This is a genomic window from Enterococcus sp. DIV1316a, assembly GCF_050536915.1.
GTDB lineage: Bacteria > Bacillota > Bacilli > Lactobacillales > Enterococcaceae > Enterococcus > Enterococcus faecalis.
Genome location: NZ_CP172913.1, coordinates 1,122,488 through 1,145,555 on the forward strand (window position 1 = coordinate 1,122,488; position 23,068 = coordinate 1,145,555).

Here is a 23,068-nt window from a genome sequence, read left to right on the forward strand (position 1 = left end):
AAAGGAGTGGAATTATGAATAATGAATTCTCAAAATTAATTGATATGAAAAAGAGCGAAGAAGAAATTGAAACAAATCATTTTATTATCAAAGATAACATTTTAAGATTTGATCATTTAACTTTACAATTAAGTAACATTTCCAGAATATATGCTGGAACTAAGCGGATGAGAATTCCTGTGATGGCGATAAGCATTTTTGTTTTAGCTTTTGGAACTATTCGGTTTGAAGGATTACGTTGGATTAGTTTAATTATTATGGGATTGACAGGATTGTATATCTATATGGTTTATCAAAGACATCAAAGTAATAAAGAATATTTAATCTTTCAACTAAATTCTGGAGATAATTACTCCCTTTATTTTCAAGATGCTGAATTTTTAAACAAAGTCCGTAATGCAGTTGAAGCAGCATTCAATCACAAAAATATGTATTCAGAAATCAATATTGCGGAACAAAAAATTATTCAAGGAAATCACCATGTGATTCATGGCAACCAGGCCAACCTAAACACAGGGATTCAACAAGGCAATACAATGCATTCGAATAATCATGAAGAACATTCGTCAACTACTGTTGGGGATATCACAGATAGTACTATTCATCATTCGACATTTGGCAACCAGAATCATCAAAAAAATGAACAACCTGTTTATGATTGGCCGGTACTTGAAGCTAATTTTAAAGCAGTAATCACTTCATTGAAAAATGAAGACGAAACAAAACAAGTCAACAGGCAAGCGCTAAAAGCTGTTGAAAAAAAAGACGCAAAACAATTTGAGACAATCATTAAAATGAATCGGAAAATTTTTACGTCTAATCTATTTTTAAATACCGCTAGTGGTGTATTGGCTCAAGTGATTTCAACGATTTTAGGGATTCGGTAAAGGAGGAACCTCATGAGTGATGAAGCAATAAAAGCGCAAAAAAGAGCACTGGCAGCCGGAAAGCGTGCTGAAGCCAGTCATTTAAGTAGTCAGGTCAACATGGCACAAGCCAACAAAAATCAAATTGATCAGAAAATTCGAGAATTAGAAAAAGCAATTCGTGAATTAAGTCGAGAGATTCTTAGTATTCATCAATTGAAATCAACCGTTTCTAGTCAGTTAAAGAGTATTTCTGGAAGTAATTTTAAAGGCACACGACGGAATAAGTATAATGAAAAAGTTAGAAAAGTAGATAGTGATTTATCAAAATATGCCACAAAAAATCAAGAAAATTTACAAACGTTTCAACGGAAATTATCTAACTTACAAGAAGAAGCGCAACGTGAAGCCATGACAATCAGTTCATTAAATTCACAAATTTCGGCACTATTATCAATAGCAATGAGTTTGGATTCTTAATAAAGGAGTGAAAAAAATAATGAAAAGCGGTGTAAATTTATCGGAATGGACGCAATCTGTCAATAAAGCAAACAGCACAATTTCAGGAATTGGCAAAATGAAAACTGTATCTTTTTCTCAAACAAATGCTCGACCTTTTACAGAATTCAAAACAATGATAGAGCAAATCAATTCTTCTCTAGAAAGTTACAAAGAATTTGCAAAAGGAAGCACCAATAAAATGATTGCTGCCGGAAAAAATAAAGCCAATGATGATAAAGCGGGAGCTGCTACTATGAAAATTAGTCAATAAGGAGTGAAGAAAAATGAATCAACAACAAAAGGAGTTGTGGGTGGCTACTATAGAAAGTAGTAACCTGACTGGAGAAATAACAAAGGACACCATAAACGAACTCGGTTTAATTTTGGGCGGTCAACCCCAATTAGCTCAAAATATTTATCAAAGTTTCCTCAATCAAACCACAAGTTATGAACATAAACCAAGAATTGGCGCGATTATTCATATTAGTTTTGATTACGAAAAGGAAAGAGTCACTTTTGCTTGGTTAAAAAAACAAGTTGTATTGACCGTGCCACAATTTAAACGATTTATGGGTTTCGTTGATACAATTTTTACAGAAATCTATCCAATTGGAACCATTGTCGAATTAGATGAAGAATTATTAACCGAAGATGTTAAAGCGCTTTTTACTACAGATGAATTAGGTTTATTTGTTTCTGTTCAAGGGAGAAAATTAACCATTCCAGAAACGCAAATGATGATTGATTACGTAGGAACTTTATGGCCATTTGGATTACAAGCAGAGGTGGAGCCAATTTATTTTAACTCGGTCATGGTAAAACGAGTTATTTCAGAAGGGCCTACTAATGCGTACGAGGAAAAGTTTACTTTTGAAGTTTTGAGAAAACAATTGGCGCAAGATGAAAAATATTCGTGTACGTATGTCTAATGAGGAGGTGGGCAAATGAAAATTAATATGCGTGAAGTGATGGAAGCTAAAAACAAAATTACTTCTTCCAGAAATAAACTACAAGCAGAAATCAATCGTGCCAAAAGCGATTGGAAAACAGTCCAAGGAAGCGATGCTTTATCTGGAAAAGTCAAAACAGCTATTAATGGTGAAATTGGTAATTACCAACTACCGATGCTAACCAATTATTATGATCTTTTACATACAATAGCACAAGAAATGGAAAAAACAATTAGTGATTTTAAAGCTAGTGTGAAGGAAAATAGTGACTCAGCCATCATCGATACAGATGTCTTAAACGAAGCGAAAGGAAAATTTTCAACGCCGTTATCAAATTTTGCGAAATTAGATAAGAAAATTAGCAACATTTACAGTTCTGTGGCACATATCGTCCCTATTTCCGCACCATCCAATCAATTTAATAAAAAAATGGAAGAGGCTAAGAAAGTCTTGACGGAAACGCTGAAAGGCATGGACACTTTTAACGGACGCAAAGCAGGCAGTGCTGTCAAAGACAAACTAGCCCAACAATCCAGCCAAATCACGAACGTCGGAGGATTAAGCTATAGCAATCCCAAATCATTGGAAATATTTACGGATAAAACATTTAAAAATGAAATAAAAGAAGCGCATAAAAAAGTCCAGGAAGAAGAAAAAGATAGACTTGCTTTTGAAAAAGACCATCCAATTTTAATGGCTATGGATGGTAATTTAACAGAAGAAAAGTTAGACGAACTAGATAAATTAATTAATCATGCGATAGCAAAAGGCGTTGTTTCAGGAAAAAAATATATAAACCATATGAAAAAATTATACATTTCTAGTCGTATCAAACGTCTGCCAAATGGAAAATTGGTAATGAGACGAGCAAAAGGCTGGCTAAAAAAATTAGATCAATTAGCAGATATTGATGATTATGTGCCAAAAGGTCATCGGTCATTAAGTATCACTGCATCGGGGACCGCAAAGGAATTTACTAAACTAGGAGATAAATTATTAGGCAAATTAGATTTAGTAGATAAGAAGTCTATTCTAAGAGAATCTGGTGAAGCTTTTAGTAAAGCAAGTATTAAAGGGGTCGCAAAGGGAACTCTAAAATCAATGGGGAAATCGTTAAAGAAAGGATTATCTTTTGGCGTTAACGGTGTTGTGAAAGATGCCAAAGCATTAATTAATGCAAAAGGTGCAGGAAAAATTATTCCCGGATTAAACATAGCGGCAGGTGCTGTGGAGGTTGTGCAAGGAATCAGTAAGAGTGAGAAACAAGCCAGAAAAGACGGATTGAAAGGGCAAGAAATTACCGCAAGTAAAGTTGGCGGAGCATTGGTGGATGTCGGGAAAGTGGCGGTGACAACGGCGATGATAGGAGCGGCAACCGCACTTTTACCAGCCACTGCATCAATAGGAGCAGTTGTTGGTGTGGGAATAATAGCAGGTTGGACAGCAAATACAATTGATAAGAAACTAGGAGTTACTTCGGAAATGAAAAAAGGTGTCAACTCTCTAATAAAAAGTGCGCGAGGATGGTTTTCATGATAAAAAATTATGTACCTACGAAATATAAAAACTATAACAAGAAGCCTTTTACAAAACAATCGGCTAAGAAAGTGTTGAGCGCTTATTTACTGTTGCTTATTAGTTTGATAGTTATACAAATATTTGATAAAAAGAAAGAAACACATCAAAATTTTTTAAGCATACAGTCTATTGGAGCTGTTATCTTATTTGTACTTTCATTAATCGTTTATCTACTATTTGATAAGAAAAACATACAAAAATATTTAGCGTTAATTATGTATTTTTCATCAATATTGTTTACTTTTTTTGCTATAGCATTTTTTAGCTTCTTAGCAGAAAATCCTGTAAAAGTATTTATTGAAAGTATTAGTTTATTGTTTATTCTGCTTATTTTTTTAGAGTTTGTATATATGCTGATTGTTTTCATTTCGTTAAAAATTAATAATTTGAATTTACGAGATATGGTTGCTATGTTCATTATGAACGGAGTGAGTTTGCTTGGAATTGGTTTAATCGTTTTATCAGAAGCTAAAGACAATATATCATTTGGAGTTTTTGGAGCTACAGCAATAATAGCGGGTTTACTTATTTTAGCAACATTTCATTATCCTAGAGTATTACACTATTGGAAAAGACAATCAGATATTGATAGCAATGTATCTGTATATGGGAATTCCATTGAAATGATGAAGAACAAGAGAACCAAAAAATAACTATATTTCTTCCAGAATTAAACGAATGTCAGACGGCACTTTAGTCATCAAAAAAGCCGGGAAATGGTTGAGTAAGTTTGATAAACTAACCGGAATTGATAACTATATGAGAAAAGGCAAAGACTTTACACGACTAAGCACCTCAGGAGGCTTAAAACAATTTACTGATTTAGGTGATTCATTACTGGATAAATTGAAGTTAGTGGATAAAAATGTTGTATTAAAAGGATCAAAACAAGCATTCAAAGAATCAGTTAAAGGAATTGGCAAAGGAACTTTAAAGAGTGCTGGTGGTGCGTTGAAAAAAAGCGTAAGTTTTGGGATTAATGGTATTGTGAAAGATGCTAAAGCATTAGTCAATGCAAAAGGTGCAGGAAAAATTGTGCCAGGGTTGAACATAGCTTTAGGAGCTGTAGATGTCGTTCAAGGAATAAGCAAGAGTGAAAAACAAGCCAGAAAAGACGGATTGAAAGGGCATGAAATTACCGCAAGTAAAGTTGGCGGTGCATTGGTGGATGTCGGGAAAGTGGCGGTGACAACAGCGGTTATTGGAACAGTAGGAAGTGCAATTGCGGTGGCAGGTGGCCCAGTATGGGCTGTAGTTCTAGGTGGAATTGCTATTTCTGCTGGATTAGAAGAGATAAATAAAAGAACAGGTGCTACAAATATGGCTAAGAAAGCTATTAATTCAATGGTAAAAGGAGTATCTGCATGGTTCAAATAAAAGAAATGTTGAAAAATTTTATCCCGAGTACTTACAAAAAGGTATCAAGAAAATCCTTTACCAGTAAGTCCTTCCTTAGCATTATAGGTGCATTTGTCTTTATATTAGGAATTTTATTTCTTTTCTCTATTTCACTTGATATGAAAGAAACGCTAAATACTAGCTTGAATGATAAACTCATATATTTATCATATGGAACTATATGTGCCAATCTTGTAGGTTTGGTTTTGTTTAGAAAGGAGAAACTACAAAAATTTGTAATTATAATTCCGTATATTACTTGTATCTTAATGTTCTATATAATTATGGCAATAGGTGCATCAATGACAGATAATCCAGTTTCTGATTTAAAATTAGGGATGGTTGGAAGTAACTTACTATGGATTATTGGCGTTCTTATAAATACAGTCTTAGTATGGAAATCAGTGAAAACTTCACATTTTAAAATACGAGATAAATATGCAAACTACTTTATTAATAGCCTATCAATAGCAGGGATTATATTTTTCTTTGTGAGTAAAGTGATTAATAATTTTACTTATGCATATACTGGCATGGTGTTTCTAATTGCAACGCTACAAATACTTGCGACCTTTCACTTTCCAAGAGTTCTTAGATACTGGAAAAAAGAACCAAAGAATGAAAATGCCTCTATATATGGAAATTCCATTGAAATGATAAAGAACAAGAGAACCAAAAAATAGCTATACTTCTTCCATGATTAAACGAATGTCAGACGGTACTTTAGTGATCAAAAAAGCCGGGAAATGGTTGAATAAATGAGATAAATTAACTGGCATTGATAACGTTATGAGAAAAGGTAAAGACTTTACTTGACTCCAAGCACGCAAGGAGGCTTAAAACCAGCCTTCAAAGATTCAATCAAAGGAATTGGTAGGTATTGAAAAATTTAAAAATAGATCGATTTTAGGAAATTAATTTAATGAAAAGAGGGAAAAAGATGATTGAAAAAGTTTCATTGGAAATGAACAATTTAGTGTATATTGAAAAACGAGCAACAACAGATCAATTAGTGGATTTAATTTTACAATCAGAAGAATTAACTTATGAAGAAGGTTTTTATAAAAATGGACCAACAATGATTGAACTAAAACCAACTGAATTAAGTGAAGAAGAACAAACGTATAAATTTTATATTCCTGTGAATGAGCCAGTTGAAAGTGGCGAGATTTTTACTGTAGAAAATATTCATTATGATCATCTAGTTCGTAAAAGAATTCCTTTTGATGATGAACTTGGCGCTAATATTGAGGAAATGACGGATTACTTGCTGGAACAAAAGATTGAATTTGATGATAAATTATTGTTGGTAATGACCTTAGTTTATGATGAATATTGGGTAGATGTTTTAATCCCAACAAAAGAGTAGGTGAAAAAATGAGAAAAACAATTGGCTATAAACAATCATTACATTATCAAAATGTCATCAGTCGTTATTATGTAACGACTTCAGAGGAGATGGGTCGTTGTTTAGAAGATGCTTTGGAAACAATTTTTGAAGCAGATTATTCTTTATCAGACAGCTTTTTCTATTCAATGAATTCTGACATTCGTGAAGAAGAATTGCTGATTCAAGTTTTTTTACCTGTCAATGAAGAATGCCAAGAGAATCTTCCAGCAGAATATCGTTTCCAATCTTATTTTCAGGTGAACAATATGTTAGCAACTAGAGCAAAAGGCGATAAGTTATCTGAATTCTCTAAAGCATTAGAAGAGTTAATCACTATAGTTGTTCAGGAAGATTTGACAATTGTTTCACCAATTTTCTATTGTCCGCAAGTAATAGATAATAAGGTATACACTGATTTGATGATTGGTATTAAATAGTTTTGAACTGATTAGAGTTTTCTCGTAAGGAAAGAGAAGATAAAAGTTTATAAATGAGGAAGAGATATTTGAAGTGAGACTGACTAAGGCAGATGGGTACAAAAAAATTGGTATAGGACTAGGTGTTATTTTTGTCACACTTATTTGCTTGGTATGGTTTTACTTTTCACTCTATAAAAATCCAGTGACAAGTAATATAATTTTTTTTGTTTTTTTAACAGTAGTGGCTATACTAATCAGTGCTTTATCCTTACTTAAATTAATATGTATGTTTGCTTTTTTGATAATCGAAACCGGGATTAATGAGACTAAGTATATCAGAAAATATGGTGGCATTTTATATAGAATGGACAGTCATGGTTTGTCATATCATGAAAAGGGATTTCTAATAGTGCGTAGTTGGTCGGAGGTCATTGATGTAGGACTTTTCAGACAAATGGAAAGTGAAGTTATTTATAATTATCAAATAAAATTTAGTGATGATGATAGACACACTTTTGATTTAAGAGGGAATTATCCAACGATAGCATTCAAAGAAAAAATTGAAGAATTCTGGTTTAAATACAATAGCTAAATTAATCTTCATTCCCCCTCCTAGAAAACACAAAACCGTGGTACAATAACTTACGTAATAGACACACCTACTCCGAATGTCAAAAAAGGGCAGAAAAGTAGACAAGAAATTGTTTAAGGAGTAAAGTAAACTTACTTAAAATTTTGGGGGAAATAAAATGTATGATGTAATTATCATTGGTGCCGGTCCTGCTGGGATGACGGCAGCACTTTATGCATCACGGTCCAATCTTTCTGTATTGATGATTGAACGCGGTGCGCCTGGTGGGCAAATGAACAACACTGCTGAGGTAGAGAATTACCCAGGCTTTGATTCTATTATGGGTCCAGAATTGGCCTATAAAATGTATGAAAATGTAGAAAAATTTGGTACGGAAAATGCGTATGGCATTGTGATGGGCATCGAAGACCACGGATCCTATAAAGAAGTGATTTGTGATGACAAATCTTATGAAGCTAAAGCGGTAATTATTGCAACAGGCTGTGAACACCGAAAATTGGGTGTAAAAGGCGAAGAAGAATTTGCTGGCCGTGGTGTTTCTTATTGTGCTGTTTGTGACGGTGCCTTCTTTAAAAATAAACGCTTAGTAGTTGTTGGTGGCGGCGATTCTGCAGTTGAAGAAGCAATCTATTTAACACAATTTGCTTCTGAAGTAGTGATTGTTCACCGTCGTGATGAATTGCGTGCGCAAAAAATCATTCAAGATCGTGCCTTTGCAAATGAAAAGATTTCCTTTGTTTGGGATACAGTTGTCGAAGAAATTGTTGGCAATGAAATGGTTGTGACAGGTGTGAAAGCACGGAATGTCAAAACAGATGAAGTTTCTGAAATTGAAGCAAACGGCGTGTTCATTTACGTGGGGCTAGATCCATTAACAGAACCATTTAAAAAAGCTGGTATTACGAATGAGGCTGGTTGGATTGAAACAGACCAAGAAATGAGAACAAAAATTCCTGGTGTTTATGCCATTGGTGATGTCCGTGAAAAAACATTGCGTCAAATCACGACAGCGGTCGGTGAAGGCGGTATTGCTGGACAACAAGTATTTAACTATATTGAAGAATTAAAATAAAAAAATGCTTTTGCCTTTAATAATAAGGGCAAAAGCATTTTTTTAATAGGTTCCTTTAATGACAAAATAAGAGCCGCGAATGGTTCCAGCTAATTTTGATTTTTGACGAGCAAATTTGAATTTTCCTTCAAATTCTGCAGGGATTGCCATACCATCTGAAAGTTTAAACCCAACGGCGCGTTTGCCTTCCTCAGCTAATGTGTACATCACGTTAACTGCTAAGCCGTTTTCATAAAATACATAGGCCATTTTTATGCCGTCTAAAGTGAAAGAAGAAATTTCAAGTGGCTTGTAAGGGAAATGTAATTCTCGTTCTAATAAAATTTTTTCAATCCAGGCCAATGTTTCTGGAGCTTCAGAGGCAGGGACGGTCGTAAAGCGATGTTTGTATTTATTCCAAAAATAGCGAGCTTCATTCGCTCTTAGTCCAGCAAGGGCAGGTGCCACTGGTGAACTTTCTAAACCAATAGTGGCTACTTCTTTAAAATCAACTGGATAAACCATGAATTGATACTCCCATCTTTTCTTTTAAACTAAGTATAACGGTAGCAGGGGTAACGAACAATTATTATTACTTAAAAGAATGAAATTGGGACAGAACGATCGGCTTCAGAAAATGTTAAGGTTTCCGAATGCGTAGGTTCTGTCCCAAAGAGTATTTTAAGATTTGGTTATTTCGTGATAAGTTATACGCTCGTGCTTATTTATTGGCATCTAAGGTAACTTTTTCATCTGCCGTAGTTGTTTTAACATCTACTGTATAAACAAGTTTATTGTTATTTTTGGTTAACTTCCAAGTCAAAATACGTGGAGAAAGTCCTCCAACTTCTTTTTTTGCTTTGGCTAAAACGTCGTTAACAGCGCCTAATTCTTTGACTTCAGCAGCTGAAAAGGCTGTCTCGTTTTCGCCAAGTTGATTTGCTTCAGTATTTTTGGTGACTTTTCCTGTTTCAGGATTCACGTAAAGTGTTTCTGTCTCGTTGGTAAAGATATAGCTGTAGTCACTTGCTGGTTCTGTATCAAATTGGACATTTACTAATGGTTTGCTGTTGCCAGCTTCTTTTTCGTAGATTTCAGCAGCTTGCTGCAAACTAACTTTGTACTTAGTATCAGTGACAGCATCTTTTCCTATGCCACAACTAGCTAAAATAAAAATAGCTCCTAAAAGTGAAAAAAATAGTAAAAATGGTTTTTTTAACATGAAATTACCTCGTTTCTTTTTATTAAACATTCACAATCATTTAGTATACGGTGGTTTTATAAAAATTACAAACAAAAAATAATCCTTTAAGAGAAATTAAAGGATTATTTTTTGTTATTTATTCTGCACGTAAAGCAACTGCCGCATCTTTTTTCGCTGCCATTCGGGCAGGAATATGGCCACCAATCATGGTTAAGATTGTGCTAATTACAATCAAAATAATCCCGTGAATTGGATTTAAGGTGGCAACATTTTCTAAATCAGTCAGGTTATAGAGCACTGCATTGATCGGAAATGTTGCGAGAAAGGCAATCACAACACCAAGAATACCAGAGGCAACGCCTAAAATAGCAGTTTCGGCATCGAACACCCGGGTAATATCTTTTTTACGAGCTCCTAACGCTTTCAGGATACCGATTTCTTTGGTCCGCTCAATGACAGAAGTATAGGTGATAATCCCAATCATAATCATACTTGTAACAAGGGAAATCCCAGCAAATGCAATCAGCACATAGGTGATGGCATCCATTAAACCACCTGTTAAGCGGGTCATTGTTCCAGCTAAATCAGAATAGATGATTTGGTCTTTTTTATCTTTTCCTTTGTTATAAGCATCTAAATAATCAAGAATTTTATCTTTTGATTTGAAATCGTTTGGATAAATCATAATACTTGAAGGGATTTCGTTCGCTCCTAAATAAGACAACAGGTTTTCTTTCGCGGAAGCATCTAATGTTTCGTTAGTCATAACGTTAGTGTTGCTGGCTTCTTGCGCTTTAACAATGTCAGAGGTTTTGTTTTTGGCAATCATATTAGTTGAAAGTGCATCGCTATAAGCAATTCCAGGTGCTAATAGATTCATTGTTGAAGAATCTTTAATTCGCAAAATCCCTGAAATTGTTAATTCAGTATTTTCTGGGTTATCGTAAACAGCTTGCAAATCTTGGTTAGGAATGAAGTTGCCTGTCGGTAATTTGGTGTAAAATGCATTATTATTGGCTAATTTCATTTTTGTGCCAACAATGTCTGAAAAGGCAATCTTTTGATTATCTTTCACGTCAAAGCCAAGATTTTTTAAAGCATTAATATTGGTGGTATTGTTACTATCGACGATTAAAACGACATCGGTTTCTTTTTCTGGATAATTTCCTTCAAGCAACGAGTAATTGTCTTTTAAGAAATTGTTTTTTCCATTTTCTAGTTGTTTAGGAAAAGCAGAAACGCCGACACCAGTTTGGGCAGCCATCATAGAAGCCATCGCGTTTGATTGGCCGTCGGGTGCATCGTTTGAAAATTTGACAGCTTGTGCTTTCCCGTTGATTTCTCTTAATAAGTTCATATTGACTAGACGAGTATAGCCGATATTATTACTTAATTCAGGATCAATGTGATTGACATAGTCAATAAACTTTTGATCAATTAAATTCGTGTGTTGCGCACGGTCCGCATCGCTAATTTTAGCAGTCACTTCTTTTTCTTTCGGGAAGGTGCCTTTTTTGTCCTGGTTATTGAAACTTTCTGGATCTTGATCGGTCGCTATTTTAGAAATGGTAATCGGAAATTGCGCTAACGTTTCCGACTGAGTTTTATCAATTTGTTTCTGGAATCCTGTTGAAAGAGAAAGGACAATCGCAATACTGATAATTCCGATACTTGAAGCAAAGGCGGTTAAAAAAGTTCGCCCTTTTTTAGTGCGGATATTATTAAAAGATAAACGCAGCGCAGTCGTGAATTTCATTTTGGTGCGTTTCAATTCGAAAGGTTCTTTTTTTTCATGTTCAATATGAGGACGCGAGTCATGACGAATTTGGCCATCTGAAAATTCAATAATTCGATCAGCGTATTCATGAGCTAATTCAGGATTGTGGGTCACCATAATGACTAATTTTTCTTTCGAAAGTTCTTGGATAAGTGCCATAATTTGCAGGCTGGTTTCTGAATCCAATGCACCAGTTGGTTCATCACAAAGTAAAATATCGGGATCATTAGCTAAAGCGCGAGCAATGGCAACCCGTTGCATTTGACCGCCAGATAATTGGGAAGGTTTTTTATGGATATGGTCCTTCAAACCGACACGGATGAGTGCATCTTCGGCTTTTTGGCGTCTTTCTGCTTTTGAAATACCACTCAGTGTCATACCAAGCTCGACATTATCCAAAATCCCTTGATGACTAATTAAGTTGTAACTTTGAAAAATAAAACCAATTGAGTTATTCCGATAAGCATCCCAGTCGGCTTCTTTAAAATTTTTTGTTGATTTGCCGTTAATGATTAAGTCACCAGAATCGTAATTGTCCAATCCGCCAATCACATTCAACATCGTCGTTTTACCAGAGCCGCTGGGACCCAGAATGGCTACAAATTCTTGTTTTCGAAAAGCGACAGAGACGCCATCTAAAGCTTTAGTGGTCGTTCCGCCGACAGTATAATATTTTTTTATATCTTTGAGTTCTAGCATATTTTTCGCATCCTTCTTCCAATTTATCAACAACACAACCTTAAGTTAGTGTATAACGTAACATAATAGTTAACAAAAATCAATCATTACCATTTGATAATCAAGTGAATTTAGTATACACTAGGTGGGAAACGAGGGAGAACATATGGATAAAGAGAAGCATTCATCAAATTTAGATATTAGTGTCTTTACTGAAATTTTTTCATATATGAGCCAATTGCTTTTTAAAGACCTAGACTTGGAGGATCTAAAATTAACCAAGTTAGACATGTTAATTTTATTAATTGTGGCAACAAATGAAGGAATTAGTATGACGGAGTTAGCCAACCAAGTAGGAACGTCGAAAGTTCAAGTGAGTCGCTCTATTGCGGGGTTAGAAGAACGAGCGATTGTTCAACGTCGCCATAATCAAGAAAATCGCCGCGTGGTTAATGTTTATACGACAAAAGAAGGCGAGAAGCTCTTTAAGCAAAAAGAAAATCAAGTAAAACAGCAACTATCTGAAACGCTTAGTGTTCTTTCCTTAGAGGATTATCAAGAGGTCAATCAACACTTTTTGGCGGTCATGAAAATTTTGTCCAATTATCAAGCGCTACGAAGAAAAACGTGTAAGGAAAACAACGCCAAAAAATAAAAAACATCGTTTGGCTATAAACCAAACGATGTTTTTTCTAGCCTTTGACAGAGCCAGAAGTCACGCCTTCTACATAGAAACGTTGCATTAATATAAATAAAATAGTAATTGGAATGGCAATCAGCACACATCCTGCTGTAAAAGCCATGAATAGTGAATTGGCTGTTGATTTGGTCATCATCGAAAAGAGACCAATCGCAACGGTGTAATTTTCAACTTTATCACCCATAATAACTTTTGCGAAAATAAAATCCATCCAAGGGCCCATGAAGGCGGTTAAAGAAGTATAGACAATAATTGGTTTCGACAATGGCAACGTAATTTTTGTGAAAATTTGCCACTTGTTGGCACCGTCAATCATAGCCGATTCGTCTAAAGCCATCGGAATGGTATCGAAGAAACCTTTGGCGATGTAAAAACCTAGCCCCGAGCCTGCAGAGTAAACCAGAATTAAAGCGAATAAACTTTCAGTTAAATTTAAGGCTTTTAAAATATAGTAAACGGCAATCATACTCATAAAACCAGGGAACATATTTAAAACGAGCGCCACTTTTAAAAATGGTTTTCTTAAGCGGAAACGCAACCGGGACAGCGCATAAGCCATTGCGATTGTAATGAAAGTTGATAACAGACAGCTTGCGATGGAAACGAACAAGGTGTTCAAAAACCAACGGACAAAGGGGAAGTTGCCAGTCTGATTTGTTAATAATACTTTATAATTTTCTAAAGTGAATGTTTTGGGAATGATATAGGGAACAAATGCACCGCCTTCGCCACGAAAACTTGTTAAGATAATCCACACAATAGGGAACATCCAAAAAACTGCTAAAATGGTTAAAATGATGTAAACGCTGGTAAGTGCAGTGCGTTGTTTTTTCTGGTAACTTTTTGCTTTAGCCATAAGTTACGCCTCCTTAAATGAATTCGTCCGTGTATAGGCAATTAAACTGAAGACTGCGGAGAGAATGAAGATTAAAATACCAATCACAGAGGCTAAATTGTAATCCATTGTATCGACAGTCAATTTGTATAGCCAGGTAACTAAAAGGTCAGTTGAGCCTGCACCGTAGAAGTTAGAATTGGCTGGACCACCGCCTGTTAATAGATAAATGACATTGAAATTATTGATGTTGCCAATAAACTGTTGAATCAGCGCCGGGGTCATCACAAATAGAATTTGTGGAAATGTAATACTTTTAAAAATTTGCCATTTATTGGCACCGTCAATTCTAGCTGCTTCGATTTGATCTTCAGGAAGGTTTTGGATAATCCCTGTAGAGATTAACATCGTAGCAGGAATACCAATCCACATATTGACAACAATAATGGTTAATTTTGCCCAATTCGGATCTGTTAAGAAGGGGATAGAAGAATCGATTAAGCCCCAATTTAACAACAGAGCATTGATAGGTCCAGAACCATTTAAGAGGTTTCGCATAATTAAAAGTGAAACAAACGGAGGTACGGCCATCGTGATAACAAAAATAGTCCGCCAAAATGCTTTATATTTTAAGCCTTTTGTATTGATAAGCAAGGCTAAAATGATTCCAAAAAAGAAACAAGTTGCGGTTGCGAAAACAGCCCAAATCAAGGTCCAGCCAAGTACTGGAAAGAACGTTGAAGCCATATCGCCTGTGATTACATTACCTAGATTTGCCAATCCAACCCAAGTAAAAAGGTTTTTCGGTGGCAAATGGTTATGGTCGTAGTTGGTAAAGGCAATTGAAATCATATATAACAACGGCAAGATGGTAAAGAAAAGAACGCCTAGTAAGGGGATCGTCATTAAAGTTGCATGGAAACGTTCGTTTAATAAGCTACGTAAATCATCCATAGTTGTTGGAATTTTTTTGCCGGCTGTCTTTAATTCATATAGGTGACGGGCGCTTTTTAAATTGATTACATATAAAATGATTAGCGATAAACAGACTAAAATTGCTGCAATTCCGAATAATAATAAGAGCATTGAATTATCGCCTTCTTTTAGAACTTCAATCCCTAAAGAATCATCATATACTAATCCTTGCTGTTGGGTCCCTAGTGTTCCTAGCATCATTAATGCGTGGAAACCATTACGGATTAACCAATAGATAAAGCCAATTTCAGCTGTTAAAAAGATGATTCCCTTTAACCACTGCTTGTTGGCGAAGTTTGCAGCACCCATAACTAAAAAAGATAGTTTTGTAGCGAAGTCGCCTTTTTTAAAGACCTCTCGAAATGACGTCTGGGCTTTCTTTTTCTTGAACATCTTCGTTCACTCACTTTCTACTTAAATAAAAAAGATAGAGGAAATGGGACAGCAGATTGAAGCTCGTCCCATTTCTTTACTCTTTTTATTCTTTTGCTTCTTTTGATGTGTCTTGGACTAATTTATCTAATTTTGCTTGATAATCCGCAGGTTTGATATTGCCTTTGTACGTATCATTGATCACTGCATCCATTGCAGGCCAGAATGAAACGATTTCTGGGATTTTTGGCATTACCACAGAGTGGGTTGGTTGCGCCATTTCTAAGATAGCTTTTGCAACAGTATCTTGTGTAATTTCTTCGTTTGTTTGTAATTTTTTGTTTGAAGGGACAAAGCCGATTTCTTTGAAGTAAGTCATTTGTGCTTTTTCACTGGTTAAATAGTTTGCTAATGTCATTGCGGCCAATGGTGCTTGTGTTTGTTGGTTGACAGCAAAACTACGAACGCCCAAGAAAGCTTTCATTTGTTTTTCTCCATTGCCAAAATCAATGGTTGGATAGGCAGCAGCCCCCATTTTGTCGCCAAGAGCTTTTTCTACATCGTTTTTAGACCAAGGACCAGAAAGGAAGGCATCCGTTTTGCCAGAACCTAGATTAGACAATGCTTCTGTATTTGATTGGATCACACCAGGATTATTTTTTTGATCGGCAATCCATTGTAATACCTCAATGCCTTGTTGATTATTAAAGTTGGTACCTTTTGGATCTTCGCCATTTTCACCATATAAGTAATCGCCGTTACTCATAAATAGAGGACCGAAGATATAATTTGCGCCATCTTCGCCAAAATTGGTACCGATTTTGCCTTTTTCAGTTAAAGACTTCCAAGTTTTGATTTCCTCTGGAGAATACGTATCTTTGTTATAATAAAGAACTTGTGACTCTACGGCATAAGGGTAGGCATAGACTTTGTCTTTCCAAGTGACTCCTGCTACTGCCGAATCGATATTGTTTTCTTTGACTTCTTTTTCATATTTTGTGTTAGGGTAAATCAGACCAGCTTCTGCCATTTGACCAATTTGATCATGCGGCATCATGAAAACATCTGCGGCAGCTTTAGGATCTTTTGCAATGTCTTTTTTAGCATCTGCCGAATTTCCAGCAGTTAAGTTAACTTTAATATCGGGGTTTTCTTTTTCAAAATCGGCGACAACTTTTTTAAAGACGCCCATATATTCAGTATCAACCCATAATTTTACGTCACCAGCTGCTTTATTTTCTGAACCGCTTTCATTTTCAGCTTTCGTTTTTTCTGCGCCACCACAGGCAGTAAGTAAAACCGCGGAAGCACTTAAAAGGATACCGCCCATTAAAATCTTTTTCCAATTCGCTTTCATTTTTGAACCCTCCAAAAATTATTTTTTACAAGTCTTATTATGCAACCGATTGCGGAAATAATCAAGTGTTTTTCATCAAGAAAGTTAAAAAAGTTTTTTTGTTATAAATAACATACTGTTTGTTTAAAGTGGTGTATACCACTAATTAAGCATTTTAAATAAAAAAATAAAAAAGGGTATACAAATGCAATCGTTTGCGCTAAAATGTGTTCGAGTATTAGAAAATACACGAAAAGCGACAATTAAAGGAGAGAATTAAATGAACACTGCTGCAATCTACCATCGTCCAGAAAGTGAATTTGCTTATCTTTATACAGAAGAAACCATGCATATTCGTTTGCGTACGGCAAAAGGCGACATTGCCTCTGTCCAATTAGTGCAAGGAGATCCTTATCTTTTAGGGAAAGAAAAGTGGTACCAACAGTCGTTAACTATGAAGAAGTTAGTATCTACGGAGTTATATGATTACTGGTTTATTGCATTAAGTGCAAAATTTAAACGCCTTTCATATGCTTTTACTTTAGTAGGGACGGATGGCTTGACGGCGTTTTATGGCGAACACGGCATTTATCCTTTAGAAGAAAAGTATTTAGCGATGGCGAATAATTATTTTCGGATGCCGTATTTTCATGAAATCGATCGTTTTAAAGCACCTGAATGGGTAAAAGAAACGGTTTGGTATCAAATATTTCCAGAGCGTTTTGCAAATGGTGATCCCGCCAATGATCCTGAAGGGACGTTGCCGTGGGAATCTAAAAGACCAGATCGACAAGATTTTTTTGGTGGGGATTTGCAAGGGGTGCTAGATCATCTTGATTACATTGAAGATTTAGGTGTTAACGGCTTATATTTTTGCCCAATTTTTGAAGCGTTTTCTAATCACAAATATGATACGATTGATTATTTAAAAATTGACCCAGCTTTTGGTGATGGCGCTACCTTTAAGCGTTTAGTCGAAGAGTGTCATCGACGGGGCATCAAGATTATGTTGGACGCCGTTTTTAACCATATGGGGGACACTTCGCCTCAATGGCAAGATGTGTTAAAAAATGGCCAGGACTCAATTTATGCCGATTGGTTCCACGTAAATGAGTTTCCAGCTAGCTATGAAGAAAGTGCTGATTTTGAAGAAGCAAGCAACATTACCTATGATACTTTTGCATTCACTCCGCATATGCCTAAATTAAATACAGCAAATCCAGAAGTGCAAGCCTATCTTTTAGAAATTGCTCGTTATTGGATTGAGGAATATGATATTGACGCCTGGCGTTTAGATGTGGCAAACGAAGTGGATCATGCGTTCTGGAAAAAATTCCGGCAAACATGTGATGACGCAAAAGAAGATTTTTATATTTTAGGAGAAATTTGGCACTCGTCGCAAAGCTGGCTCCAAGGAGACGAATTTCATGCAGTGATGAATTATGCATACACAGATGCGATTATGGGCTACTTTGTCAAGCAAGAACTGTCCTTGGAAAAGATGCTTTCTGAAATGAACAACCAGTTAATGCTCTATCGACAACAAACGAATCAAATGCAGTTTAATGTTTTAGATTCCCACGATACACCACGCTTATTGCATGAAACGAAAGAGGATAAAGAGCTGATGCGCCAAGTATTAGCGTTTACGTATATTCAACCAGGTGTCCCTTGTCTTTACTATGGTGATGAAATTGGTATGACAGGTGATATGGATCCTGATTGTCGTCGTTGTATGGTTTGGGAGGAAAATCAGCAAGATTTGGATTTGAAGGAATTTGTAAAATCATTGATTGCCCTTCGCAAAAAGTATGCGGCTGTTTTTTCTGGTGGAACAATCGATTGGACAGGAACTTCTTTTGAAACGGGGTTGATTAGACTCGCTTGTCGTTTGGAGGAACAGACGATTTATGGGATTTTTAATACTGGCCAAGAGACACAATTTGTCGATAGAACTGATCGAGAAGTTTTGCTAAGTTCTTCTATCGAAATTGCTTCAGAACAGATAATGGTTTTACCAAAAGGTTTTCTTTTATATCAAGCATAATAATTAAGCAAAGGAATGTGAAGAAGAATGGAAAAACATTGGTGGCAAGAAGTCGTGGTTTATCAGATTTATCCTCGCAGTTTTAAGGATAGCAATGGAGATGGCATTGGAGATTTACCAGGAATTATTGAAAAATTGGATTATTTGGAAACGTTAGGCATTGGGGCTATTTGGTTATCACCAGTTTATCAATCACCCAATGATGACAATGGTTATGACATTTCTGATTATGAAGCGATTATGACAGAGTTTGGGACGATGGCGGATATGGATCGTCTAATTGAGGAAGCGAAAAAGCGAAAGATTGAAATTATTATGGACTTAGTGGTTAACCATACGTCAGATGAACATCGTTGGTTTATTGAAGCGAAAAAAAGCAAGGAGAACCCCTACCGAGACTATTATGTATGGGCTGATCCTGCTTCAGATGGCGGTGCGCCTAACCGATTGAAATCTGCCTTTTCGGGTTCGGCGTGGACGTTTGATGAAGCGAGTGGGCAATACTATTTGCATTTGTTTAGTAAAAAACAACCAGATTTAAATTGGGAAAACCAACAAATGCGTCAGTCGGTTTACGAGATGATGAATTTTTGGATTGATAAAGGAATTGGCGGTTTCCGTTTAGATGTAATTGACTTAGTGGGTAAAATTCCAGGAGAAGAGATCACCGCTAATGGGCCTCATTTACATCGTTATTTACAAGAAATGAACGCCGCGACATTTGGCGGCAAAGAGCTGTTAACTGTAGGTGAAACATGGGGGGCCACACCTGAGATTGCAAAAATGTACTCTAGTCCAGAGCGTCATGAATTATCTATGATTTTTCAGTTTGAACATATGAGCTTAGATCAACAACCAGGTAAAGAAAAATGGGACCTTCAGCCAATGGAAGTTGCCAAGTTGAAACAGGTTTTTGCAAAATGGCAAACAGAATTAGGAAATGATGGCTGGAATTCTTTGTTTTGGAATAACCATGATTTACCGAGAATGATTTCACGTTGGGGAAATGATCAGGAATATTGGTTGGAAAGTAGTAAGTTATTCGCTATTTTACTGCACATGATGAAAGGCACACCTTATATTTATCAAGGGGAAGAAATTGGTATGACCAATACGCCGATTACAGATATTCGTGAAGCGCGGGACATCGAAACGATTAACATGTACCATGAGTATCTAGAAAAAGGATATTCTAAAGAAGAAATTTTGCTGAAAATTAATACTAAAGGTCGTGATAATGCACGCCGGCCTATGCAGTGGACCGCTGAAAAAAATGCTGGCTTTACGACGGGTACACCTTGGATTGATGTTAATCCCAATTATCAAACGATTAACGTCGCTGCTGCTTTGGCAGATAAAAATTCACTATTCTATACGTACCAAGAAATGATTCGTTTGAGAAAAGAACATCCTTTAATTGTTTGGGGCAACTTTGAATTGCTAGAAACAGTGGACGAAGTGATCAGTTTTTATCGTACCTATGGTGAGGAACGCTGGCTTGTTGTAACGAACTTTTCTGACAAAGTTCAGCCATTTTCTGCAGACGTTCATGTAGAACAAGTAATGATTGAAAATATGCCGACAGATGTCACTGCTTTAGCAGACTATTCGTTAGCGCCTTGGCAAGCATTTGTTGTGAAAGTGAGTCAATAAGATGGACCAATGGTGGAAAAATGCTGTCGGTTATCAAATTTATCCTCGGAGTTTTAAAGATAGCAACGGGGATGGTATTGGTGATTTGCAGGGAATTATTGAGAAATTACCGTATTTAAAAGAACTAGGGGTCGATTTTTTATGGTTAAATCCGATTTACACTTCGCCAAACGTTGACAATGGTTATGATATTGCGGATTATCAAGGGATTCAGCCAGAATTTGGTACGATGGAAGATTTTCAAGAACTTTTGGACCAAGCGCATCAATTAGGTTTGAAGATTATTCTTGATTTAGTGGTCAATCATACCAGTGATCAACATCCGTGGTTTGTTGAAGCGAAAAAAAGTTTAGATAATCCGTATCGTGAGTATTATTTATGGGCCGATGCGACACCAGATCGTATGCCGAATGAATGGCAAAGCTTTTTTGGTGGCTCGACTTGGACGTATGACGAAGGTACAAAGCAAGCATATTTTCATGTGTTTGCAAAAGAGCAACCTGATTTGAACTGGAAAAATCCTAAAGTTCGTGAAGAGATTTATGCGATGATTCGCTGGTGGTTAGATTTGGGAATTGATGGTTTCCGATTGGATGCGATTAGTCATATCCAAAAAGAACCTTGGGATTTTAAAATTACCACGAATCCGTGGGCTCCCTTTATGAATGTAAAAGGCATTGAAGACTATATGCTGGATTTGAAAGCTATTTTTGCTGAGTATGACATCATGACAGTGGGGGAAGCTAGTGGCGTTTCAAGTAAAAAAGCGGTGGAATGGACCAATGATGCGGGCTATCTGAATATGATTTTTGAATTAGAGCACAATGTTCGAGAAGGAAAGCCAGGAGAAGAACGGTTAAATATTTTAGGCTATAAAAAAGTAATGGCTCGCTGGCAAAAGCATTTAGGGACAGAAGGCTGGAATGCATTATATGTAGAAAATCATGATAATCCCAGAATCAATTCAATTTTAGGCAATGAAACCTCTCATTCTGCTAAGGCGATTGGAACAATCGCCTTGCTCTTGCGAGGAACGCCGTTTATTTATCAAGGACAGGAAATCGGCATGGTTAATTATCCGTTTCAACAGATTGACGAGTTAGATGCTAAAGATTCCCATAACCATTATCGTTTGCTTATAGAAAATGGCTACGATGCGAAACAAGCATTAAAAGAAGTGGCGCATTGGACGCGGGACCATTCGCGTACGCCTATGCAGTGGACGAGTCAAGAGGCAAGTTCATTCACCTCGGGGCATCCGTGGTTAGCAATTCATCCCAATTTCAAAGAAATAAATGTGGCTGACCAAGAAACGGATGCACAATCCGTGTTGAATTATTATAAAAAGTTAATTGCGCTGCGGAAAGAAAATCCAGTCTTTACAGATGGACAGTTTGAACTATTAGCACCCAATCATCCGTCTGTTTTTGCTTTTTTAAGAAAAACAACTGAGGCAACAGCGTTAGTGATTGTCAATTTAAGTGGAGAAAAGTGCCAATTTGACTTGCCGAATAAATTACTGGGCAGAAAGTGGCAACAATTGTTAGGGAATCAAGATTTTACGGTGAAGAAACGGATGCAGTTAGCACCTTATCAGGCAGGGGTCTTCCAATAACTGATTTGTTCTATAACGAGTGCAAGAGGCTTACTTTTAAGTAGGGCTCTTGCACTCGTTTTTAGGAACTTCAACAACCGAGAGACTTCATAAATAATTGAATTTTTACAGAAATGCGTTATACTTACTTTGGGTAAGTTATTTAATTTTATGAAAGTAGGGGGAAATGATGCCGAAAACACGTGTAGAAGCATTTACAGATGCAGTCATTGCGATTATTTTAACGTTATTAATTTTAGAATTAAAAATTCCTGAAAAAGCAGATTGGTCTGCTCTGACTCAATCTGGACACAAAATCATTATTTATTTAATTAGTTTTGTTACTTTATTGATTTATTGGAACAATCATCATCATTTATTTCAAAGTGTCCGTAAAATTGATGGACGTGTCCTTTGGATGAATAATTTATTAATTTTGACGTTGACGTTTTTCCCGTTTGTTACTGGTTGGGTAGGTGAACATCCGTTTTCTTGGCCGCCACAAGCTTTGTATGGCTTAGTAGTATTAGGAGCTGATGTTGCTTATTATCTAGTGGTGCGGGCATTGATTCAGGCAAATGGGCCCAAATCCGAAGTACAACGTTTGTTTGGCCACTATCCAAAATTAACGCTTTCGATTGTGTTGAATATTATTGCGTTGATTGTGGGTAAACTGGTAGCACCAATCGCTGTCCTGATTATTGATACGATTGTTTTAGTCATGTGGTTTATTCCTGAGCGAAAAGCAGAAATAAAGGAAATTTTAAAGTAGTTATTTTTTATTTATAACAAAAAAGTCATAAATCTTTTGACAAGAATGTCAAACTCCTCTATTATAAGAAGTGGATAAAAACTGAATAATTGTTAGGTGAGGCTCCTATTTGGACAAATGCTGCTGCCGCGAAAGGATCGAGAGACCCTTAGTTGGTTGAACAGGAATAATCGTGAAGGTTATTCATAATGTAGCTGATACATGTTATCTACGCCCTATAGTGCTAAAGCTCAACGATAGAGAATCTTATTTAAAGATGGTATTTTGGGACGTACTCTATTGTTGAGTAGGTCCTTTTTTGTGTGTTTGGCAAAAAAGCAATTATTCACTGGAAGTATAAATAAGAAAAAGAAAGGATGACTGTCATGGAAGACCCTGGA

At 36.2% G+C, this 23,068-nt stretch carries 23 protein-coding genes and 1 riboswitch; of the genes, 17 read left to right on the forward strand and 6 right to left on the reverse strand.

Going from position 1 to position 23,068, the window contains the following annotated elements:
- The first annotated feature begins 14 nt into the window (after positions 1-14).
- The 12 genes from IGL56_RS05485 to trxB all read left to right on the forward strand — a co-directional run bounded on the left by IGL56_RS05485 (position 15) and on the right by trxB (position 8,766).
- On the forward strand, positions 15-887 hold the full coding sequence (locus IGL56_RS05485) for a DUF6232 family protein (RefSeq protein ID WP_002385950.1): 873 nt from the start codon (positions 15-17) through the stop codon (positions 885-887).
- A gap of 12 nt (positions 888-899) precedes the next feature.
- On the forward strand, positions 900-1,346 hold the full coding sequence (locus IGL56_RS05490; RefSeq protein ID WP_002357790.1) for a YwqH-like family protein: 447 nt from the start codon (positions 900-902) through the stop codon (positions 1,344-1,346).
- Between the two features lie 19 nt (positions 1,347-1,365).
- Positions 1,366-1,638: a hypothetical protein gene (locus tag IGL56_RS05495; RefSeq protein WP_002385949.1), complete on the forward strand. Its 273-nt coding sequence runs from the start codon at positions 1,366-1,368 to the stop codon at positions 1,636-1,638.
- Between the two features lie 13 nt (positions 1,639-1,651).
- Positions 1,652-2,296 carry a DUF4176 domain-containing protein gene (locus IGL56_RS05500; protein ID WP_002357788.1) on the forward strand — a complete coding sequence of 215 codons (645 nt, stop codon included), beginning with the start codon at positions 1,652-1,654 and terminating at the stop codon, positions 2,294-2,296.
- A 15-nt stretch (positions 2,297-2,311) separates the two neighbouring features.
- Positions 2,312-3,853: a T7SS effector LXG polymorphic toxin gene (locus IGL56_RS05505; RefSeq protein ID WP_002357787.1), complete on the forward strand. Its 1,542-nt coding sequence runs from the start codon at positions 2,312-2,314 to the stop codon at positions 3,851-3,853.
- Positions 3,850-4,548 (forward strand): hypothetical protein, encoded by a 699-nt coding sequence (locus IGL56_RS05510; protein WP_002357786.1) that lies wholly within the window; start codon positions 3,850-3,852, stop codon positions 4,546-4,548. Before IGL56_RS05505 ends, IGL56_RS05510 begins: the two co-directional genes overlap by 4 nt.
- A 25-nt stretch (positions 4,549-4,573) precedes the next feature.
- Positions 4,574-5,272 carry a hypothetical protein gene (locus tag IGL56_RS05515; RefSeq protein ID WP_002357785.1) on the forward strand — a complete coding sequence of 233 codons (699 nt, stop codon included), beginning with the start codon at positions 4,574-4,576 and terminating at the stop codon, positions 5,270-5,272.
- Positions 5,260-5,976, forward strand: coding sequence for a hypothetical protein (locus tag IGL56_RS05520; protein ID WP_002357784.1), 717 nt, complete (start codon positions 5,260-5,262; stop codon positions 5,974-5,976). The genes IGL56_RS05515 and IGL56_RS05520 overlap by 13 nt, the downstream gene beginning before the upstream one ends.
- Before the next feature lie 239 nt (positions 5,977-6,215).
- Positions 6,216-6,662: a hypothetical protein gene (locus tag IGL56_RS05525; protein WP_002357783.1), complete on the forward strand. Its 447-nt coding sequence runs from the start codon at positions 6,216-6,218 to the stop codon at positions 6,660-6,662.
- Between the two features lie 8 nt (positions 6,663-6,670).
- Entirely contained in the window at positions 6,671-7,120 is a 450-nt protein-coding gene (locus tag IGL56_RS05530) for a DUF5085 family protein (RefSeq protein ID WP_002357782.1), read from the forward strand.
- A gap of 73 nt (positions 7,121-7,193) precedes the next feature.
- On the forward strand, positions 7,194-7,694 hold the full coding sequence (locus IGL56_RS05535; protein WP_002357781.1) for a hypothetical protein: 501 nt from the start codon (positions 7,194-7,196) through the stop codon (positions 7,692-7,694).
- A 157-nt stretch (positions 7,695-7,851) separates the two neighbouring features.
- Complete coding sequence (trxB, locus tag IGL56_RS05540; RefSeq protein WP_002357780.1) at positions 7,852-8,766, forward strand: thioredoxin-disulfide reductase; 915 nt, start codon at positions 7,852-7,854, stop codon at positions 8,764-8,766.
- A 42-nt stretch (positions 8,767-8,808) separates the two neighbouring features.
- Here trxB and IGL56_RS05545 read toward each other — a convergent pair whose 3' ends face one another.
- The 3 genes from IGL56_RS05545 to IGL56_RS05555 all read right to left on the reverse strand — a co-directional run bounded on the left by IGL56_RS05545 (position 8,809) and on the right by IGL56_RS05555 (position 12,425).
- Positions 8,809-9,270, reverse strand: a complete 462-nt coding sequence (locus IGL56_RS05545; protein ID WP_429861285.1) for a phage tail protein — start codon at positions 9,268-9,270, stop codon at positions 8,809-8,811.
- A 196-nt stretch (positions 9,271-9,466) separates the two neighbouring features.
- Positions 9,467-9,967, reverse strand: a complete 501-nt coding sequence (gene camE / locus IGL56_RS05550) for a plasmid sex pheromone cAM373 precursor (protein ID WP_002355961.1) — start codon at positions 9,965-9,967, stop codon at positions 9,467-9,469.
- Positions 9,968-10,085: 118 nt separating this feature from the next.
- Entirely contained in the window at positions 10,086-12,425 is a 2,340-nt protein-coding gene (locus IGL56_RS05555) for an ATP-binding cassette domain-containing protein (protein WP_010776308.1), read from the reverse strand.
- A gap of 124 nt (positions 12,426-12,549) precedes the next feature.
- On the opposite strand from IGL56_RS05555, the gene IGL56_RS05560 reads away from it, so the two are divergent.
- Entirely contained in the window at positions 12,550-13,059 is a 510-nt protein-coding gene (locus IGL56_RS05560) for a MarR family winged helix-turn-helix transcriptional regulator (RefSeq protein ID WP_002365578.1), read from the forward strand.
- Between the two features lie 37 nt (positions 13,060-13,096).
- On the opposite strand, the gene IGL56_RS05565 is transcribed toward IGL56_RS05560, so the two are convergent.
- The 3 genes from IGL56_RS05565 to IGL56_RS05575 all read right to left on the reverse strand — a co-directional run bounded on the left by IGL56_RS05565 (position 13,097) and on the right by IGL56_RS05575 (position 16,643).
- Positions 13,097-13,960: a sugar ABC transporter permease gene (locus tag IGL56_RS05565; RefSeq protein ID WP_002357776.1), complete on the reverse strand. Its 864-nt coding sequence runs from the start codon at positions 13,958-13,960 to the stop codon at positions 13,097-13,099.
- 3 nt (positions 13,961-13,963) lie between these two features.
- Positions 13,964-15,307: a carbohydrate ABC transporter permease gene (locus IGL56_RS05570; RefSeq protein ID WP_002357775.1), complete on the reverse strand. Its 1,344-nt coding sequence runs from the start codon at positions 15,305-15,307 to the stop codon at positions 13,964-13,966.
- Between the two features lie 85 nt (positions 15,308-15,392).
- Entirely contained in the window at positions 15,393-16,643 is a 1,251-nt protein-coding gene (locus tag IGL56_RS05575; protein WP_016633502.1) for an extracellular solute-binding protein, read from the reverse strand.
- A gap of 259 nt (positions 16,644-16,902) precedes the next feature.
- Here IGL56_RS05575 and IGL56_RS05580 point away from each other — a divergent pair, with 259 nt between their 5' ends.
- The 4 genes from IGL56_RS05580 to IGL56_RS05595 all read left to right on the forward strand — a co-directional run bounded on the left by IGL56_RS05580 (position 16,903) and on the right by IGL56_RS05595 (position 22,688).
- Positions 16,903-18,669 carry a glycoside hydrolase family 13 protein gene (locus IGL56_RS05580; RefSeq protein WP_002357773.1) on the forward strand — a complete coding sequence of 589 codons (1,767 nt, stop codon included), beginning with the start codon at positions 16,903-16,905 and terminating at the stop codon, positions 18,667-18,669.
- Between the two features lie 27 nt (positions 18,670-18,696).
- Complete coding sequence (locus tag IGL56_RS05585; protein ID WP_002357772.1) at positions 18,697-20,322, forward strand: glycoside hydrolase family 13 protein; 1,626 nt, start codon at positions 18,697-18,699, stop codon at positions 20,320-20,322.
- 1 nt (position 20,323) lies between these two features.
- A complete protein-coding gene (locus tag IGL56_RS05590) occupies positions 20,324-21,937 on the forward strand; it encodes a glycoside hydrolase family 13 protein (RefSeq protein WP_002357771.1) in 1,614 nt (537 codons plus the stop codon).
- Positions 21,938-22,106: 169 nt separating this feature from the next.
- On the forward strand, positions 22,107-22,688 hold the full coding sequence (locus IGL56_RS05595) for a TMEM175 family protein (protein ID WP_002392546.1): 582 nt from the start codon (positions 22,107-22,109) through the stop codon (positions 22,686-22,688).
- An 81-nt stretch (positions 22,689-22,769) separates the two neighbouring features.
- A riboswitch (M-box (ykoK) riboswitch) is annotated at positions 22,770-22,937 on the forward strand.
- The last annotated feature ends 131 nt before the right edge of the window (positions 22,938-23,068 follow it).

Excerpts from the sequence above, each read along its gene's own strand:
- IGL56_RS05505 (WP_002357787.1), top strand. The coding sequence starts at position 2,312 with ATGAAAATTAATATGCGTGAAGTGATGGAAGCTAAAAACAAAATTACT.
- IGL56_RS05590 (WP_002357771.1), top strand. The coding sequence starts at position 20,324 with ATGGACCAATGGTGGAAAAATGCTGTCGGTTATCAAATTTATCCTCGG.
- IGL56_RS05515 (WP_002357785.1), top strand. The coding sequence starts at position 4,574 with ATGTCAGACGGCACTTTAGTCATCAAAAAAGCCGGGAAATGGTTGAGT.
- IGL56_RS05595 (WP_002392546.1), top strand. The coding sequence starts at position 22,107 with ATGCCGAAAACACGTGTAGAAGCATTTACAGATGCAGTCATTGCGATT.
- IGL56_RS05580 (WP_002357773.1), top strand. The coding sequence starts at position 16,903 with ATGAACACTGCTGCAATCTACCATCGTCCAGAAAGTGAATTTGCTTAT.
- IGL56_RS05520 (WP_002357784.1), top strand. The coding sequence starts at position 5,260 with ATGGTTCAAATAAAAGAAATGTTGAAAAATTTTATCCCGAGTACTTAC.
- IGL56_RS05495 (WP_002385949.1), top strand. The coding sequence starts at position 1,366 with ATGAAAAGCGGTGTAAATTTATCGGAATGGACGCAATCTGTCAATAAA.
- IGL56_RS05510 (WP_002357786.1), top strand. The coding sequence starts at position 3,850 with ATGATAAAAAATTATGTACCTACGAAATATAAAAACTATAACAAGAAG.
- IGL56_RS05555 (WP_010776308.1), bottom strand. The coding sequence starts at position 12,425 with ATGCTAGAACTCAAAGATATAAAAAAATATTATACTGTCGGCGGAACG.
- trxB (WP_002357780.1), top strand. The coding sequence starts at position 7,852 with ATGTATGATGTAATTATCATTGGTGCCGGTCCTGCTGGGATGACGGCA.
- IGL56_RS05490 (WP_002357790.1), top strand. The coding sequence starts at position 900 with ATGAGTGATGAAGCAATAAAAGCGCAAAAAAGAGCACTGGCAGCCGGA.
- IGL56_RS05530 (WP_002357782.1), top strand. The coding sequence starts at position 6,671 with ATGAGAAAAACAATTGGCTATAAACAATCATTACATTATCAAAATGTC.
- IGL56_RS05485 (WP_002385950.1), top strand. The coding sequence starts at position 15 with ATGAATAATGAATTCTCAAAATTAATTGATATGAAAAAGAGCGAAGAA.
- IGL56_RS05500 (WP_002357788.1), top strand. The coding sequence starts at position 1,652 with ATGAATCAACAACAAAAGGAGTTGTGGGTGGCTACTATAGAAAGTAGT.
- IGL56_RS05525 (WP_002357783.1), top strand. The coding sequence starts at position 6,216 with ATGAAAAGAGGGAAAAAGATGATTGAAAAAGTTTCATTGGAAATGAAC.
- IGL56_RS05565 (WP_002357776.1), bottom strand. The coding sequence starts at position 13,960 with ATGGCTAAAGCAAAAAGTTACCAGAAAAAACAACGCACTGCACTTACC.
- IGL56_RS05545 (WP_429861285.1), bottom strand. The coding sequence starts at position 9,270 with ATGGTTTATCCAGTTGATTTTAAAGAAGTAGCCACTATTGGTTTAGAA.
- IGL56_RS05585 (WP_002357772.1), top strand. The coding sequence starts at position 18,697 with ATGGAAAAACATTGGTGGCAAGAAGTCGTGGTTTATCAGATTTATCCT.
- IGL56_RS05570 (WP_002357775.1), bottom strand. The coding sequence starts at position 15,307 with ATGTTCAAGAAAAAGAAAGCCCAGACGTCATTTCGAGAGGTCTTTAAA.
- IGL56_RS05575 (WP_016633502.1), bottom strand. The coding sequence starts at position 16,643 with ATGAAAGCGAATTGGAAAAAGATTTTAATGGGCGGTATCCTTTTAAGT.
- camE (WP_002355961.1), bottom strand. The coding sequence starts at position 9,967 with ATGTTAAAAAAACCATTTTTACTATTTTTTTCACTTTTAGGAGCTATT.